This window comes from Lentzea waywayandensis, assembly GCF_900115955.1.
In the GTDB taxonomy this organism is placed as follows: domain Bacteria; phylum Actinomycetota; class Actinomycetes; order Mycobacteriales; family Pseudonocardiaceae; genus Lentzea; species Lentzea waywayandensis.
Genome location: NZ_FOYL01000008.1, coordinates 389,696 through 405,388, shown reverse-complemented (window position 1 = coordinate 405,388; position 15,693 = coordinate 389,696). Strand labels below are relative to the sequence as shown.

Genomic DNA, 15,693 nt, shown 5'->3' with positions numbered 1-15,693 from the left:
TCATGCGATCCAGTGTCGTATCCGGTATTAGACCTCGTTTCCAAGGCTTATCCCAGAGTACAGGGCAGGTTACCCACGTGTTACTCACCCGTTCGCCGCTCGTGTACCCCGAAGGGCCTTACCGCTCGACTTGCATGTGTTAAGCACGCCGCCAGCGTTCGTCCTGAGCCAGGATCAAACTCTCCAATAAGGATTGTGTTTGATCGCTCCAGACGGAATATGTCTGGCATCAATCTAGTCTTGCCTCAAAGGAACTACCTCGACGAGGAGGTAATTCATATATTACTGGCTGTGTTTCGGCACGCTGTTGAGTTCTCAAAGAACACGCGCACACCGCAGTCACATCAGCTTTTCGCTGACTTACTTCCGGGGCTTGTGTTGCTGAAGCTTATTTGGTGTTTCTCGCCGGTGTCAAATCGGCCTCTCAGAGGCTCTTTGTCTTCCGGCTTTTTCGTCAGGCCCGTTCCGGCTTGTTTCCCGGCCCGTGTCGCTCTGACTTGGAGAACATTACACGGGGCACTTTCGATCTCCAAATCGGGGGGTCACCTAAGCGCCCGCACCGCCGTTGACCTGGGCGTTCGCCACCGCGAAGACCGGATGACGCTCAGCCTCGGCCTCGAACGCCGAGACGGGGTCACCGACCTTCGCGTCGAAGAAAGGCCTAGTCACCGGCTCCTTCCGCACGTAAGCGGCCAGCACGGGCGCCGCGACGGCCGCGGAAACCTCGTTCAAAACGACTTGACGTGACCTACGTCCCCTTCGCAGGACCGCCGAACCAGCCGCCCGTGCGTTGTGCACCCAGTCGCGAACGCCGTACGGCGCGACGAGCCACTCCTGGCCGTCGTGCTCCATCAGGCGAATGGGAATCGTGCGCTCCGCGCCACTGCGCCGGCCACGGATGGTCAGCAGCACGTAGTAGGAGGGCGCGATGCCGAGCGCGACAGCGCGACTGATGACGACGTTGCCGACGCGACGGACGAGGTGCTGACGGAAGGTCTTGGCCACGAGGTCAATCATGGACCTCGTGACGTTCGACGTGGTGGTGATTGGCGGAGGTCCGGCGGGCCGTGCGCTCGCCCGCGCATGTGCAGAGGAAGGTCTCCACACGGCGATCGTCGACCGTCACCCGCACCGGCCCTGGACGGCGACGTACGGCGCGTGGGCCGACGAGCTCCCGGCCGACACGCCGGTCAAGTCCGTAAGCACGACTGTTCGCGCCTACGCGCGCGAGGAGCACCTGATCCAACGCACCTACGTCGTGCTGGACAACGCCAAGCTCCACGAACTGCCGGACACCGTCCAAGTACTCCAACGGCCAGAAGCAGCGCGCTACACGTTCAACGCCACAGGTGCACGCAAGGGCAGTGCCGAGCAAACGGCTGTAGGCACCGTCATCGAGTCGGACAGCACCGAGACCACGCTGATGGACTGGCGCGGCAACGGCGACACGTTCCTCTACACGGTCCCTCTAGGAGACAACCGACTCCTAGTAGAAGAGACCTGTCTGGCGCGCCGGCCCGGCATGCCACTCCAAGAACTCCGCGACCGCCTGCACGCCCGCCTCGCTCCAGGCGAAGAAGAGGAGCGCGTGCGCTTCCCTCTGGACGCGCCGAGAGCCAAAGGGGCGTTCGGCGCGGCGGCCGGCTTCATCCACCCCGCGACCGGCTACAGCGTCGCCACCGCGCTGCAACTCGCACCGCGGGTCGCGCAGGCGATCAAGGCGAACGAGGACCCGGAGCACGTCATCTGGTCCCGCAAGGCCCGCATCGTGCACGCCATGCGCAAACACGGCCTGGAAGCCCTGCTCCGCCTCGACGCCGACGGCACGAGGGACTTCTTCGAGCTGTTCTTCCGGCTCGACCCGGAGTTGCAGCGCGCGTACCTGTCCGGCCGCGAGGACGTCAGAGGAACAGCGAAGGCCATGTCCGTCCTGTTCCGGGCCGCGCCGGCCCACCTCAGGTGGAAACTCCTCTAGCAAACTCCCAGCGTGAACGCCGTGTCACCGTGCGCAGCCCCGGCGTGGCAAATCGTCGCCAACCTCGTGAACAGCTGGTGAACCCGCTTGGTGCCGGTCATTCGCACCGGCACGATCTGAGACGTGCCCGCCTTGCTGGATGACGTCAGGTTCGCCTTCCAGCCGCTGTTCAACCTCAACACCGGGGGCGTCGTCGCGATCGAGGCTCTGGCCCGGCCGCACGACGGCAGCGTGCAGGATCTGCTCCAGGCCGCCTTCCGGGCGGGCCTGCTGGCCAACGCCGACGTCGGACTCGCCTGCCGCGCCATTCGCTCGGCAGCCGACTTCGACCTGATGCTGCCCCTGCACGTCAACCTGCTCGCGATCACGATCGCGGACAAGCCCGAGGTCATGAGCCCTCTCTACGGTGCTCTGCGGGACGCGGGGCGTTCGCCGGACAGCATCGTCATCGAGATCGGCGAACCGTACTCGCGTGCCAATCGCGCGCGCCTCGCCCGTGGCATGCAGACGTTGCGGAACAACGGTTTCCGCATCGCGCTCGACTGCGTGGGCGAGGGCGACGTACCGCTCGGCCTGCTGACCAGCGCCTCGCCGGACTACATCAAGCTCGACCGCGAGATCGTCCGCACGCTGCCTGACGACGCCGCGCGGGGCGCGCTGGTGAAGTCGCTGGTGCACCTGGGCGAGTACACGGGCGGTCAGGTCGTGGCCGAGGGCGTGGAGACCGAGGCGGAGCTGACCTACCTGCGCAAGCTGGGGGTGGGGTACGCGCAGGGCAGGCTTCTCGCGCCCCCGCAGCGAAGGCCGGCGGTGAACGCCCGCATCGCGCCCGAGTCGGTCACGGAGACCGGCGAGATCCGGCGCAGCAACACGGGCCCCCGGATCACGGCCTTCCTGCACCCGGCGACCACGTTGCCCGAGCACGCGACCAGCGAAGAGGTGCGTGAGGTACTGGCGTCGCAGCCGTCGGTCACGGGTGTCGTGCTCGTGGACGACGAGGGTCGCCCGAAGTGGTCGGTGGACCGCAACCGGTTCCTGCTCGCGGTGACCGGTCCGTACGGCCACGCCCTGCACGCCAAGAGGGAGGCCGCACGGCTCGCGGACAAGCCACACGTCATCGGCACCGAGTCGTCGGCGCTCGACCTGTTGGACGTCGTGGCGGGTGCGAACCGCGAGCGCACCAACGACGACCTCATCGTCGTGGACCACAACGAGCGGTGCATGGGTGTTGTGCGCGTGGCGGACGTTGTGCGCGGTGTCGCCGAGCTCAAGGTGGAGCAGGCGGCCGCGCTGAGCCCGCTGACGCGCCTTCCCGGCAGTGACGCGATCGCGAAGAACGTGGACGAGCGCATCGAGGCCGGCGAGATCTTCGCGATCTCCTGGCTGGACGTCGACAGCTTCAAGCTGGTCAACGACACGGTCGGGTTCGCGGCCGGGGACGATCTGATCCGCGAGATCGGGCACGACCTGGCGGACCTCGCGCACGCGTTCCCCGGCGTGCAGGTCGGGCACGTCGGCGGCGACGACTTCCTCCTGCTGGCCGGGCTCGACGAAACGGTGCCGCTGAGTGCCCGTTTGCTTGACAAGCCGTACACGGCAGAAGGACGACACATCACCCTCTCTCTTGCGACCCTTATCTGTGCCCCAGGATCAGTGGGGTCGTATCGAGAGGTGTCGCGGTTGCTGGCACCGGTGAAGGAGCATGCGAAGTCGCTTGCGGGGTCCAGCTGGGTCATGGGCCGGCCGGGCACCGAACGACGTGACGTGCTGCGTGGTGTCGCGCAACGCGCGGTGAGTTAACAAGTACAACCGAACGCCTCCTGTGCGGCGCGCTGATCACTCATAGCATCGATGTTGCTACTCAGCGCACTGGAGGTTCGGCGTGCACGTCGGCAGCAGAACTCAAGCGGTACCCGCGCAACGCACGAGCTCGGATGGCCTCCTCACCGTTGGTGTGGAAGAAGAATTCGTTCTCGTCGAGGCTTCCACGGGCCATTTGGCCAACCGTGCCAAGGAAGTGCTTGCCGGTGCCGACCGGTTCGAGGTCGATCTGCAGCCGGAAATCGCGCAGTATCAGGTGGAATCGGCCAGCGGCATCTGCACGGACATGACCGTGCTGCGTGACGAACTCGCGGTGGCACGGCGGGCGTTGATCGAACGGGCCGCGCGTCACGACGCGAGGCTCGCCGCGACCGGAACGCCCGTGCTGGGTCTCACGATGCCGACGCCGCTCACGAACTCCCCGCGCTACCACCGGATGGCGCAGGAGATGGGAGCGCTCACCAACGACCTCGCGATCTGCGGCTGTCACGTGCACATCGGGCTGCCCGACGACGAGTCGAAGATCTTCGTGAGCAACCACCTGCGGCCGTGGCTGCCGACGATCCTCGCGCTGGGCGCGAACTCGCCGTACTGGCTCGACGGCGACACGGGGTACGCGAGCTGGCGGTACGTGGTCTGGAACCGTTGGCCCACTTCGGGTGCGCCGCCGCACTTCGACTCCGCGGCCGAGTACTTCGCGGCACGGGAGGAGATCGTCGCGAGCGGCGCGGCGATGGACGCCGGGATGCTCTACTGGGACATCAGGCTCTCCGCCCGCCACCCCACGCTCGAACTGCGGGTCTCCGACGTCGCGCCGACGGTCGAGGAAGCGGTGCTGATGGCCGCTCTGGTGCGCGGGATCGCCGCCACCGCACTGAGTTCCGGTGCGACGCCGGTGACACCGCCGCCGCATCTGCTGAAGGTCGCGATGTGGCGTGCCGCGCGCGACGGCCTGGAGGGCTTCGGCATCGACCCGGTCACCGGTGCTCCCACGCCCGCCTCGTCGATCGTCGCGTCGTTGGTGCGGTGGATCCGGCCGGCGCTGGAGTTCGCCGGTGACTACGAGATGGTGACCACCGGGATCGACCGGTTGTTGCTCGACGGCACGGGCGCGGTGCGGCAGCGCAGGGCGTTCGCGCGCCGCGGCCGCCGGGACGACGTGGTGGGTTTCCTGGTCGCGCAGACCGCGCCGGTCTGAGCACCGTTCACTCGATCGGGTAAATCTCGGCTGGGCTTGGTACTCCTCCAAGCCGCGATCCGGTAGTTAATCCCCGTGGCCACCCCCATCTGGGCACCGGGAGTGAACGGCCCGGAACGTCCCAACACCGCGCGGGTCAGGGACTACTGGCTCGGCGGCACTCACAACACCGAGGCCGACCAGGAACTGGCGGCGCACCTCGTGTCCGCGGCACCGCACCTGCCGTACCTGTGCCGCACGCACCGCTCGTTCCTGGGCAGGCTCGTCAGGAGACTGACCGCGCTCGGCGTGCGGCAGTTCCTCGATCTCGGCTCCGGCCTGCCCACGGCGGGCAACGTGCACCTCGTCGCGCCCGACGCGCGCGTGGTGTACGTGGAGATCGACCCGGCGGTGGCGGCCGAGGGCCGGGCGATCGTCGCGGACGAGCCGCGCGTGTCGTACCTGTGCGCGGACCTGTGCGATCCGGAGAAGGTGCTGGAGTCGCAGGAGGTCCGCTCGACGCTGGACCTGTCCGAGCCGGTCGCCGTGCTGGTGCTGGACGTGCTGCACTTCGTCCCGGACGACGCCGAGCCGTACAAGGTGCTGGCCAAGTACCTGAACGCGCTGGCACCCGGCAGCCATCTCGGGCTCTCGCACACGTGCCGCGACCCGTTCATGCTGGCCGCGGTGGGACTTTTCGGTGCCATGTACGGGGATCAGCCGTTGCCGGCCTTCACGTTCCGGTATCCGGAGCAGGTCGTGCGGTTCTTCGACGGCATGGAGGTCCTGGAACCGGGCGTGGTGCCGATCCCGTTGTGGGAACCGGATCCCGGCGAGGTCCAGGACCGCAACCCGGAGAACTTCCACGGATCCGGCGGCTTGGCCCGCAAGCTCTAAGCCAGCAAAGGGATCGCGGCCAGCACGATCGTCGACACAACGGCCATCGACATGCCGTAGCGCAACTGCTGACGCGCGGTCGGCAGGTCTCGCGCCAGCAGGAACGCCGAGCACGCGAGGACGCCGACGGCCGCCCAGAACGGCCCGAACCGGAACCACAGCCCGCCGCCGACCAGCAGCAACCCGCCCACGGTCAGCTGTGTGGTCGCGTTGACGGCGTGGCGGGTGCCGTACAGGACGGCCGGGGTGCGCGACCCGACACGGGCATCGCCGGCGCGGTCGGGGACGGCCCACCAGAGCGCCCGCCCCGTCGCCAGCGCCGCGACACCGGAGAACACGAGCCACGCGGCCGGATCTGCCTGTCCCCCGGCCGCCGAGTAGGCCGTCACGCTCGGCAGCAGCCCGGCGGCGATCGCGAGCACCACCGGACCGGAATAACCACGCCGTTTCAACCTGATCGGTTCGAGGTTGTACGCCAGGTACAGCACGAGGATCAGCCCGACGCCGACCGCGACCTTCCACGACACGGCGACCGCCAGCGCGAGGGCGAAGATCATCTCGAAGATCGCCAGCGCGAGGACCTTCCGCGCGCCGATCTCCTGCACCGCCTGGGCCAGATGGCGTTTGTCCGCGGTGTGGATGTCGTTGCGGATGTCGGCGTAGGCGTTGAGCGGGTTGCCGGAGATGATCGCGACGAAGTTCGCGAGCACCGCGATCACCACGGCGAGGTCGAATCTCGTCGCGTAGCAGGCACCCCAGGCGGCGGCGCACGCGTAGTGCACGCCGAAGGGGTGTTCGAGGCGGTGGAGGTAGGTCAGTGCCGGCAAGTGGCCACCATCGCGAGGCTCGGCGGCGGCGCCATCGCGGCGCCCCGCAGCTGGGGTGTGCTGGTCGGGGAACTGAGCCGGACGTGCCGGTGCCGCAGCAACGCCCGGACGATCAGGCGGATCTCCAGCAGCGCCAGGTCCTTGCCGGGGCAGTGCCGCACTCCCCCGCCGAACGGGAAGAACGCGCCGGGCGGCGGTGGCGTGCGAGCAGGGTCGAAGACGTGCGGGTTCTCGTACGTCGCGGCACGGCGGTGCGCCAGGTAGATGCTAGGGGTGATCACCATGCCCTCGTCGCTCATCCGGTTTCCCGCCAGGGCGGCGGGCGGGGACAGCCGGAGCGACTCCCTGATCGTGGCGTCGAGCAGGTCGTCGTCGAGCTCGCCGGTGAGGCCCGGTGTCCGGCTGATCCAGTACAACGTCCACGCGGCGGCGCTCGCCGTGGTCTCGTGGCCCGCGAACAACAGTGAGACGACCTGGTCGCGCAGATCGTCCCGCGGCAGGTACGCCGCCAGTGCCGGAGGTTCCGCGGAGTGGGCGCGGTGCAACAACATCGCGTCCAGCCGCGGGTCGAACCTGGTGGTGCCGGGCGTCAGGTAGCGGTGCGCGAGGGTGCGGACACGACTGCCCAGACGCCGGTCCAGCCAGCGGGTGAACGCGGTCAGCAGCTCGTCGTCGTCCACGCCGAAGACGACACGGCCGATGATCCTGAGCGTGAGTTTCCTGGTCCACGCGGAGACGCTGGTCGGACCGCTCGGCAGTTCGGCGATCGAGCGGTCCACCATCTCCTCGATCAACGCCTGGTACCGGGCGCCGCGCAGCATCGGGGCGAGCGTGCGGCGGTACGCGGTGTGCTCGGCGCCGTCGAGCCACAGCACGGATCGGTTGCCCAGCAACGGGCTCAACGTGCGGCTCGGCGGGTGCCGCAGCGCGCGGTCGTTGCGGAAGAGCGCGGCCATGACGTCCGGGTGCCAGACGAGCCAGCGCCGGTCCCGGAGCCTGACCAGGCCGTCCTCGAAGCTCTCCACCGAGTCGAGGAACGGGATCAGTCGCAGCGTGAACCGCAGTTCCGTCCGGTTCATCGGCACACCGCGCAGGCGAGGTGGAGCGCGGCCATGCCTTCTGCCTGGACGATTCTCGTTGGGGTGTAAAGGTCTTTGTCGTGCCACAACGGCGGGTGCTCGCGGTCTCCCCACTCGTGCAGGAAATTCGCGCCGCGGCTCATCGCCCTGGTGACGTCCCGCTGCGAGTGCGACAGGATTCGGATGGCGTACGCGGTCTCCTCGTAGGTGCCTTCCCAACGGCCCCACGAGCCGTCGTCGTGCTGGGTGCCGAGTACCCAGTCGACGGCCTTTTCGTTGCCTTGCAGGGCGTTCGTGACGCACGCGGTGGCGTAGTAGGGCGAGGCGTGCCACTTGTCGCGCCAGTTGCCCGCCGGTTCCTGCATGTCCCGCAACCACTCCTCCAGTTCCCGGTCGTGGCCGACGGCCTGGAGCGCGTGGGCGTTCGTGCTGGTCGACGGGGTGCGCTCGTCCGGGAAGCAGGCGAAGTGGCGGGCGTCCCGGTAGTGGCCGAGGGTGTCCGCCGGACCGGGGCTGCCGCACAACGCGAGGGCGTGCAGTGCGGTGGCCGTGTCGTCGGCGTCGGCCGGAAGTCCCGGCCCACCTGCCGCGCCTTGCGCACCGAACGCGGCTTTGAGCTGCTCGACCATGGGATCGGGAACGTCCAGGCCCGCGGACCTGAGAGCGACGATGATCCACGAACGTTCGAACAGCGGGACCGGCACTCCGGCGGGGACGGGACCTCCGTGCCGTTCTTGGACGGCCTCCAAGTAGTCGAGGCCGTCCCCCGGCACCGGGCCTGCCAGCTGGACCGCGGTCGCGGCCGGGCTGGCGGCGACGATGCCGTCGACCGCGACGACCTCGGGGCGGGGGCCGAAGATCTCCAGGGTGTGCCAGAGCTTGGCCGGCAGCGGGCGTTGCCGGAGGGCGTGCAACGGGCGCGGGTCGAGCGATGTGCGCAGACCGAGGCGTTCGGCGAGCGCGGGCACGATGAGCTCGACGGCGACCGTGTCGGGCAGCCTCACCGGGCGGCTGAGCAGCTTGCGCAGTGCTTCGAGGCCTCTGCGTGCCGCCGGATGCTCGTTCAGCGCGTCGACCGCGCTCAGGGTCGGGACCAGCGTGTATTCGCCGGGACCGCCCCACGTTCCGTCGGCGTGCTGGGTGTCGAGGAGATACCGGATCCTGGCTTCGTGCCCCCGCAGCCACGGCGCGAGCGCGACGAGCCTGCCCGTCTCGTACACGGACGGTGAAAGGCCGCCCCAGGGATCGTCGGTCAGTCGCGCCAACAGCCTCATCGCGGCCCCCGGAGATAGCAACTGCGTCACTCTAGGAACACTGAGAGTAGCACTCTGGGCCGTTGGGCAGGCAAGGGTCTAGTCCGTTCAGCGGACTGATCTGCGGAGTGATGCGGGTGGGCGGATGCTCGTGGCACAAGGCCGGAAGGAGGAGGTTGTGACGACAGCGCGCGAGATCATGCACCCCGGAGTGCAGTGCGTGGACGAGGACGCGAACCTCGTCGAGGCCGCCCGCATGATGCGGGACCTCGACGTCGGATCCCTGCCCATCTGCGGCAAGGACGACCGGCTGCACGGGATCATCACCGACCGCGACATCGTGATCAGGGCCGTGGCCGCCGGTCTGGACCTGGCGGCGACCAGGGTCGGCGAGTTCGGGTGCCACGTCCACTGGGTCAACGCCTCGGACTCGCTGGCGCAGGTGCTGCGGACCATGGAGGACAACCAGATCCGGCGGGTGCCGGTGATCGACGAGCACCGGCTGGTCGGCATGGTGTCGGAGGCGGACCTGGCCCGGCACCTGCCCGAGCACGAGCTGGCGTCGTTCGTCGAACGGGTCTACGCCTGAAGTGCCGCTTTGAGGTCCGCGCGGTTGTTGATGCCCAGCTTCAGATAGGCGCGGCCGAGGGTGTTGTCGACCGTGCGGACGCTCAGCCCCAGTTGCGCCGCGATCTGCCTGCTGGTCAGGTTCCGCGTCGCCAGCTTCGCGATGTCGCGTTCTCGCGGGGTCAGGAGGGTGTTGCGCCCCAGTTCTTCGGCGTGCCTGAACATGCCGTGTTCCTGGAACAGGTGACCGGCTCTGGGGTCCTTGCCCGCCGCCAACGCGAACGCGTGCCGGACCGGGTCGTCGGCGAGCTCCTCGAGCTGTCTTCTGACGGAGTGGTCGCCGAGCCTGAAGGCGTCGTAGAGGGCCCAGGCCTTGAGAGGCTTGAGGTGTTCCTGGTCGGCGGCCGCTCTGGCGGTCTTCGCGGCCCTTCTGGTGTCCCGGGTGGCCTGGGTCCAGGCCTGGTTGAGCTTGATGCTCGTGGTGAAGAGCCTGCTGGCCTCTCGATCGGCTCTGACGATCAGGCGTTCGGCCTGCTTCGCCCGGCCTTGGAGGGCGTAGGCGCCGGCGAGTTCGGCGAGACAGGGCGCGGCCAGCCGGAACGTGTCGAAGCCTGCCAGGAGGATCAGCGACTCCCGGAGTGACGTGATGGCGGTTCTCAGGTCGCCTCTTGCTTTGGCCGTTGCGCCTCTCAGGCCCGCCCAGGCTCCCAGTGGGGCGTCGGCCTCCTGTTTCGCCGCCGTCCGGTACTCGCGGTCGGCCAGGTCCCAGGCCTCGTTCAGCCTGCCTTGCGCGAGGAGTCCCAGGCCGTAGCCGAAACCGACCTGGACGTAGCCCCACGGAACGTCGTCGCGGTGCTCTCTCGCGGTTCTCAGGCCGATGGCGTGGATTTCTCTTGCCTGGTCGGGATCTCCGGTGAACCCGGCCGCGGCCGCCGCGGCGGCCGCGGCCCAGCACAGCGCTTGCGGGTTCGTTGTCCGGAGGACCGGCAGGGCGGCGGTGACTGCTTCCTCGCATCTGCCGTCGAAGAGCAGGACCCAGGCCTTCGAGGCCGCAGTCGCCGGGTCCTCGACGGTGTCGAGGACGTCCGTCGCGGCCTGCGGATCGCCCAGGCCCCAGTAGAGGACGTCCGATCTCGTCACGGCCCAGCGGACGCGTTCGTCGTCTTTCGTTGGGGCGTAAGGGAGTGCTTGCAGGCTCTCCTCGTAACGGCCGCCGTGGCTCAGGATCTCGGCGAGGACGTGATCCGCTTCCCAGCCGCCGTTCGCCGCTCTGGCGAACCGTTCGGCCAGCGCCAGGTCGAACCGGTCCATGGCCTGGCGCGCTGCCTCGACCATCAGCCGCGGGTCAGCCGGTCTGCCGGAGTGGAGCCGCCACAGTCCGGCCCTCAGCGCGTCACGCTGGTCGGTGTCGGCCAGTGCGCCGCAGATCTGCTTGAGCCTGGCGGGTGGCATGGTCTCGCGCAGCACCTCGCCGTAGAGGGGGTGGCCGAGCCGGCTCAGGCCGTTCGTGGTGTGGATGAGGCCTTTGCGTTCGGCTTCGGCGATGTCGTTCGTTCTCGCCAGGCGTTCCAGGGTTTCGGTGCTGACGGGTTCGGCGCAGGCCACGACCTCCAGCAGGCGTCGCTGGTTCTCGTCGGCGTTCAGTCTGGTCGCGATGACCTCGGTGAGGCGCGGGGTGGCCTTGACGCCGTTCCAACGCCAGACGCCCTGTTTCCGGATCAGGGCCTTCGCGGTGATGAGTTCTTTGAGCAGCAACGGGTTCCCCGCGCTCATCTGGACCAGGCGGTGCCTGCTCGCCGCGTCGAGATCGAACGTGTCGAGGATCCTGCCGGTGTCCTCTTCGGACAGTGGGCCGAGCTCGATCCGTTCGGCGTGACCGTCCTTCCACAGCGCGGTGATGGCGTCCGGGCAGGGTTCGCTGGCTCTGGTGGTGAGGAGCGCGAACGTCTTGCCCCTGGTGACGAGGTGGAACACCGCTGCCGCCGAGGCGTCGTCGAGCAGGTGCGCGTCGTCGACCACGAGGTCCTGCTCGAGGTGCTCGGCGATTCTTCTGAGCACGTCGGTGCGGTCGCGCGCGTCGTCTGGCAGGAGGTGCGACATCGCACCGAACGGGATCGCCGCGCTCGCTTTGGTCGCACGGATCCATTCCGCGTCCGGCAGAACCTCTCTCGCGAGCCGTGTCTTGCCGACGCCCGCGGGTCCGGCGATGACAACGCTCTTCGGCCTCGTGCGTTCGATGAGCGCGCGCTGCTGCTCGCGGCCCACCAACGGCCACTCCGCTCGGCCGGAGTAACTCGGCTGCTCTACCACCGCCCGCACCCCCTGCCTAGCGTCCAGCGTCGTCCGCCAACACACAAGGAGGGGGCATGAGGAAAGGGTTCGGCCTTCTGGCCGCATTCGTTTTGTTCCTTGGACTTCTGCCGGGCACGGCACACGCGGCGACCTCGCTGGGCGCCGTCGTGAACGCCGCCGGCTACGGCCGTTCCGCCGACCTGAACATCGGCGAGGCGCGCGACGGCGTGGCCCTGGAGTCGAGCGCGGTGGCGTTCGGCACCGCACTGGCCCCGTTCACGGCTTCGGCTTCACCGGCGACGTGCGTCCAGGTGCTCGCGGGACGTTCCGTGGTGCTGATCGACCACCGGGGCAACCGGCTCGTCGCGTGCCTGACGTACGTGTCGTTCGGTCAGATCAACTTCTACCTGCCGCGCGCGCCGTTCACGTTCCTGCCGCACGACTCGCTGCTCGGGGCCGTGCAGATCGTGGACTCGGCGGGGGTCGCGCAGGCCTCGAAGGCGTTGTCGATCCGCGGGATCACGCCGGGGTTCTTCTCGGCGGACTCGTCGGGGTTCGGCAAGCCTGCCGGGTACGTGCTGCGGGTGCGTGCCGACGGGTCGCAGGCGCAGGAGCCGATCACGGGGTGGATCGATCTCGGGCCGCCCGGTGAGCGGGTGTTCCTGGTGCTGTACGGGACCGGGATCCGGCTGCGCACACCGGGGCGGAACGTCTGCCTGGTGTACGGCGGTGTGGTGTCGGGCGGGAAGTACCGGCCTGGCAGGTACATCTGCGGCGGACAGGTGCCGTACGCCGGACCGGCGCCGGGGTTGTTCGGCGGCGTGGACCAGGTGAACGCGGAGATCCCGCGTGACGTCGCCGACGCTCGTGGGGCGGAGGTGTTCATCCGGCTGTTCATCGACGATCCGGGCCAGGCGCCGGCTTTCGCGCGGTGGACCAACGTGTTGTCGGTGAGCGTCAGCTGTTCGACCTGCTGATGCCGTGCTCCAGATAGCGGGTCTCGCCTGATTCCCTGGCTCGCAACGCTTCGGTGACGCGGCGCGCGAGTCTGGGGATCAGGCGTTGCCGGGCCTGGTCCGGGGTCACGAACTCGTACCCCTTGAGCTCTTCGGCCTGCAGGTGGATGCGGTCGTCGGCGGTGAGAAGGCCGCCCTCGAAGACGAACAGGACTCGGTCCTGATCGCCCTGGGGCGCCCAGTCGACCACGAGCAGGCGGCCGGGTTCCCTGACCAGGCCCAGTTCTTCCTCGATCTCGCGGCGGCAGGCCTCGCTCGGGGTCTCGCCGTGCTCGATGACGCCGCCCGGGATCTCCCAGTGCGGCTTGTAGGTCGGCTCGACGAGCAGAAGGCGGCCGGCGGCGTCGAAGAACAACGCGCCGGCCGCCGAGATCGCATTGCTGCTGTGATCCACGGTTCCTTCGTACGGATCAGAACAGGGTCGCGGGCTCGACCGGTTCCGGCTCGGGCAGTGGATCGAGTCCGGGAACCAGCGCGCGCACGTCGTCGTGGAAGCGACGGGCCAGAGCGGGTGCGTCGTCGTTGTCGGGGGTGTGCACGAAGAACGTCGGCGAGAGGCCCTCGCGGAGCCAGTTCGCGACCACCTCGGCCCACGGCTGCCATCCCTCGACCGTCTCCTCGACGGAGTCCCGGCCCAGGTAGCGGACGACCGGCCGATCGGTCAGCGCGCGCGTCCGCCGCGGCATCCTCGGCTTCTTGGCCCACGCCTCGGCTTCGCCCTCGCTGGTCGGCGGACTCTGGAAGAGGACCAAGGTGTCGAACGTCATCCACTCGGCGTGCGCGTCGTCGAGCGTTCCCTCCAACAGCGAGGCCGAACGAGCGTCGGTGAAGAAATCGAGGTGACGCACCTCCACCGTGCGCCGGAGATCGGCGGGCAGCCTGCGCAGGAACCGGCCGAGGGCGTCGACGTCGAGCGGACCGAACGACGCGGGCAGCTGCGTCCACAGCACGGCCCGCTCGCCAAGGGGTTCGATCGCGTCCAGGAACGCCCGCATCTCCACCTCGACCCCGGCGAACCTGCGCTCGTGCGTGACGACCTTCGGCAGCTTCACCACGAACCGGAAACCGGGATCGGTCTGCCGCGCCCACGTTTCCACGGTGGTCCGCGCAGGAGTCGCGTAGAAGGTGGTGTTGCCCTCGACCGCGTTGCACCAGCCCGCGTATGCCCGCAGGCGCTCCTTCGGCGGCGAGGGCTGTGGCAGGAACCGTCCGGGCCACGCCTTGTGGTTCCACATCGCGCAGCCGACGTGAAGACGTGCCACTCCCACCCACTCCCCGTTGGTCGTGGGTCCAATTTACTTCACCGGTTCGTGCGCGATCTTGTGGTCGTCCGACCAGGTTTCGAACCTGGGACCCTCTGCTTGTAAGGCAGATGCTCTCCCCCTGAGCTACCGGACGGTGGTCGTCCCGCCAGGATTTGAACCTGGGACCTACCGCGTATCAGGCGGACGCTCTCACCGGGCTGAGCTACGGGACGCAAGTGGAAGACGAGGGTGTCGAACCCTCCAGGGCGATCTTGCAAGGATCACCTGCGCGCCGGCGCGTCCCCCGATTCAGTTGTGCAGTGCCGCGGGCAGGATTCGAACCTGCACTGGACGCGTTCTGAGCGCGTTGCCTCTTCCGTTGGGCTACCGGGGCGTGCGGATCCAGGGATTCGAACCCTGACTGTCATGGCCCTCGACCATGTGCCTCTACCAGTTGGGCTAGATCCACTCGAAGCGAGCGGTCGGAGGGCATCGAACCCTCTTCTTCGGTTTGGAAGACCGACGTGTCCGCCGAGTTCACCACGACCGCATTGTTTTCGAGCAGCACCGATGGAAGGAGTCGAACCCTCGGGCAACGGGTTTGGAATCCGTTCCGCTTCCAAAGCTCATCGGCATTGACGCAGGACAAAAAGAAAACCGCCCAGGGTTTCCCGTGGGCGGCTCCGAGGTCATGACCTGGGGATCAGGTCATGGCGTGGAGCCCCACGCCACCGCCAGCAGACCGCCGGCGATGAGGGCGAGAATTCGCCATCCCGCGAGCTGTGCGTTGGCAAGCATGTCTTCCTCCGGTTGATCTCTGTCGTTCGTGATGGGATCAAGCTATGCGACCGGCGGATGGGGTCGCAACGCATTTATTCAAGCTTCTCGCGGTGTTCCAGATGGTGGATCTCTGTTTCGATGGCGTTCATGTGGGGTAGGAGGTCTGGATTCGGAGTGCGTCACCCGGACGTGGCGAGGCTGCTGGCCGTGCACACACCCGCCGCCACCGATGAGGTGTCCTGGCTGGGCGGCGCGATGCCGTTGCGAGTCAGCGCCCACGTCGGTCCGGCCGACCTGCCCGACGAGCTGGTCACCTCGGTCCGGTGCGTCGTGCGGGTCGGCGAGCTGGTCGCCTTCTGCGAGAACGTCGACGGCGGCCACGTCCTGCCCGGTGGCCGGCGGCATCCTGGCGAGACGCACGCGGACACCGTGAAGCGCGAGGTTCACGAGGAGACCGGGTGGCTGCTCGACCGCGAAAGCCTTCGCCCGCTGGGATGGCTGCATTTCGAACACCTCGCCCCGAGGCGTCCTGACTACCTCTACCCCTATCCGGACTTCCTCCAGGTCGTCTTTCAGGGCACCGCGACCGAACGCGCCGGCGGGTCCGACTGGGCCGACACCGACGGGTACGAGCTGCGTTCCCGGCTCGTGAGCGTCGCCGAGGCACGCCGGACGTCCGTGAACGGCTCGCTGGCGACGACGTTCCTCGACCTGCTCTGAACGACGAACGGCGCGCACCCCGCAGGACGCGCGCCGTTCGAACGA

At 68.3% G+C, this 15,693-nt stretch carries 14 protein-coding genes, 5 tRNA genes and 1 rRNA gene; 7 read left to right on the top strand and 13 right to left on the bottom strand.

Features of this window, described 5'->3' with window-relative positions:
• Window positions 1-190: ribosomal RNA gene (locus tag BM417_RS29890) — 16S ribosomal RNA — on the bottom strand; the annotation flags it as partial.
• A 356-nt stretch (window positions 191-546) separates the two neighbouring features.
• The gene (locus tag BM417_RS29885; RefSeq protein WP_245822234.1) at window positions 547-1,005 is read right to left on the bottom strand and encodes a nitroreductase family deazaflavin-dependent oxidoreductase; all 459 of its coding nucleotides are present in this window, start codon (window positions 1,003-1,005) and stop codon (window positions 547-549) included.
• Between the two features lie 10 nt (window positions 1,006-1,015).
• Here BM417_RS29885 and BM417_RS29880 point away from each other — a divergent pair, with 10 nt between their 5' ends.
• From BM417_RS29880 to BM417_RS29865, 4 genes are all read left to right on the top strand, one after another.
• Window positions 1,016-1,975 (top strand): lycopene cyclase family protein, encoded by a 960-nt coding sequence (locus BM417_RS29880; RefSeq protein WP_093601395.1) that lies wholly within the window; start codon window positions 1,016-1,018, stop codon window positions 1,973-1,975.
• Between the two features lie 123 nt (window positions 1,976-2,098).
• Complete coding sequence (locus BM417_RS29875) at window positions 2,099-3,775, top strand: GGDEF domain-containing protein (RefSeq protein WP_093601393.1); 1,677 nt, start codon at window positions 2,099-2,101, stop codon at window positions 3,773-3,775.
• Between the two features lie 154 nt (window positions 3,776-3,929).
• On the top strand, window positions 3,930-4,994 hold the full coding sequence (locus BM417_RS29870; protein ID WP_245822233.1) for a carboxylate-amine ligase: 1,065 nt from the start codon (window positions 3,930-3,932) through the stop codon (window positions 4,992-4,994).
• 75 nt (window positions 4,995-5,069) lie between these two features.
• Complete coding sequence (locus BM417_RS29865) at window positions 5,070-5,870, top strand: SAM-dependent methyltransferase (protein ID WP_177320674.1); 801 nt, start codon at window positions 5,070-5,072, stop codon at window positions 5,868-5,870.
• On the opposite strand, the gene BM417_RS29860 is transcribed toward BM417_RS29865, so the two are convergent.
• Genes BM417_RS29860 through BM417_RS29850 form a run of 3 tightly spaced genes read right to left on the bottom strand, consistent with a single transcriptional unit; the run spans window position 5,867 to window position 9,050 of the window.
• The gene (locus BM417_RS29860) at window positions 5,867-6,697 is read right to left on the bottom strand and encodes a UbiA prenyltransferase family protein (RefSeq protein ID WP_093601388.1); all 831 of its coding nucleotides are present in this window, start codon (window positions 6,695-6,697) and stop codon (window positions 5,867-5,869) included. The genes BM417_RS29865 and BM417_RS29860 overlap by 4 nt on opposite strands.
• Window positions 6,685-7,776 (bottom strand): cytochrome P450, encoded by a 1,092-nt coding sequence (locus BM417_RS29855; protein ID WP_093601496.1) that lies wholly within the window; start codon window positions 7,774-7,776, stop codon window positions 6,685-6,687. The genes BM417_RS29860 and BM417_RS29855 overlap by 13 nt, the downstream gene beginning before the upstream one ends.
• Window positions 7,773-9,050 (bottom strand): prenyltransferase/squalene oxidase repeat-containing protein, encoded by a 1,278-nt coding sequence (locus BM417_RS29850; protein WP_093601386.1) that lies wholly within the window; start codon window positions 9,048-9,050, stop codon window positions 7,773-7,775. The genes BM417_RS29855 and BM417_RS29850 overlap by 4 nt, the downstream gene beginning before the upstream one ends.
• Window positions 9,051-9,207: 157 nt before the next feature.
• Between BM417_RS29850 and BM417_RS29845 the strand changes: the two genes are divergently transcribed.
• Window positions 9,208-9,618, top strand: coding sequence for a CBS domain-containing protein (locus BM417_RS29845; protein WP_093601494.1), 411 nt, complete (start codon window positions 9,208-9,210; stop codon window positions 9,616-9,618).
• Here the strand turns inward: BM417_RS29845 and BM417_RS29840 are convergent.
• Window positions 9,609-11,906, bottom strand: a complete 2,298-nt coding sequence (locus BM417_RS29840) for a LuxR C-terminal-related transcriptional regulator (protein ID WP_177320673.1) — start codon at window positions 11,904-11,906, stop codon at window positions 9,609-9,611. The genes BM417_RS29845 and BM417_RS29840 overlap by 10 nt on opposite strands.
• Window positions 11,907-11,962: 56 nt before the next feature.
• Between BM417_RS29840 and BM417_RS29835 the strand changes: the two genes are divergently transcribed.
• Entirely contained in the window at window positions 11,963-12,865 is a 903-nt protein-coding gene (locus BM417_RS29835) for a hypothetical protein (RefSeq protein ID WP_093601382.1), read from the top strand.
• On the opposite strand, the gene BM417_RS29830 is transcribed toward BM417_RS29835, so the two are convergent.
• The 7 genes from BM417_RS29830 to BM417_RS29800 all read right to left on the bottom strand — a co-directional run bounded on the left by BM417_RS29830 (window position 12,846) and on the right by BM417_RS29800 (window position 14,698).
• Window positions 12,846-13,298: an NUDIX domain-containing protein gene (locus tag BM417_RS29830; RefSeq protein ID WP_093601380.1), complete on the bottom strand. Its 453-nt coding sequence runs from the start codon at window positions 13,296-13,298 to the stop codon at window positions 12,846-12,848. The genes BM417_RS29835 and BM417_RS29830 overlap by 20 nt on opposite strands.
• Window positions 13,299-13,314: 16 nt before the next feature.
• Complete coding sequence (locus tag BM417_RS29825) at window positions 13,315-14,139, bottom strand: DUF72 domain-containing protein (protein WP_093601492.1); 825 nt, start codon at window positions 14,137-14,139, stop codon at window positions 13,315-13,317.
• Window positions 14,140-14,227: 88 nt separating this feature from the next.
• Window positions 14,228-14,302: transfer RNA gene (locus BM417_RS29820), tRNA-Val, on the bottom strand.
• A 1-nt stretch (window position 14,303) separates the two neighbouring features.
• Window positions 14,304-14,381, bottom strand: a tRNA-Ile gene (locus BM417_RS29815).
• A gap of 88 nt (window positions 14,382-14,469) precedes the next feature.
• A tRNA-Leu gene (locus BM417_RS29810) sits at window positions 14,470-14,542 on the bottom strand.
• A gap of 1 nt (window position 14,543) precedes the next feature.
• Window positions 14,544-14,617, bottom strand: a tRNA-Leu gene (locus tag BM417_RS29805).
• A gap of 8 nt (window positions 14,618-14,625) precedes the next feature.
• Window positions 14,626-14,698 (bottom strand) — tRNA-Gly (locus BM417_RS29800).
• Between the two features lie 404 nt (window positions 14,699-15,102).
• On the opposite strand from BM417_RS29800, the gene BM417_RS29795 reads away from it, so the two are divergent.
• A complete protein-coding gene (locus tag BM417_RS29795) occupies window positions 15,103-15,648 on the top strand; it encodes an NUDIX domain-containing protein (protein ID WP_177320672.1) in 546 nt (181 codons plus the stop codon).
• The last annotated feature ends 45 nt before the right edge of the window (window positions 15,649-15,693 follow it).

Bases quoted from the DNA above. Each gene is read 5' to 3' on its own strand.
- BM417_RS29880 (WP_093601395.1), top strand. From the start codon at position 1,016: ATGGACCTCGTGACGTTCGACGTGGTGGTGATTGGCGGAGGTCCGGCG.
- BM417_RS29855 (WP_093601496.1), bottom strand. From the start codon at position 7,776: ATGAACCGGACGGAACTGCGGTTCACGCTGCGACTGATCCCGTTCCTC.
- BM417_RS29825 (WP_093601492.1), bottom strand. From the start codon at position 14,139: ATGTGGAACCACAAGGCGTGGCCCGGACGGTTCCTGCCACAGCCCTCG.
- BM417_RS29835 (WP_093601382.1), top strand. From the start codon at position 11,963: ATGAGGAAAGGGTTCGGCCTTCTGGCCGCATTCGTTTTGTTCCTTGGA.
- BM417_RS29850 (WP_093601386.1), bottom strand. From the start codon at position 9,050: ATGAGGCTGTTGGCGCGACTGACCGACGATCCCTGGGGCGGCCTTTCA.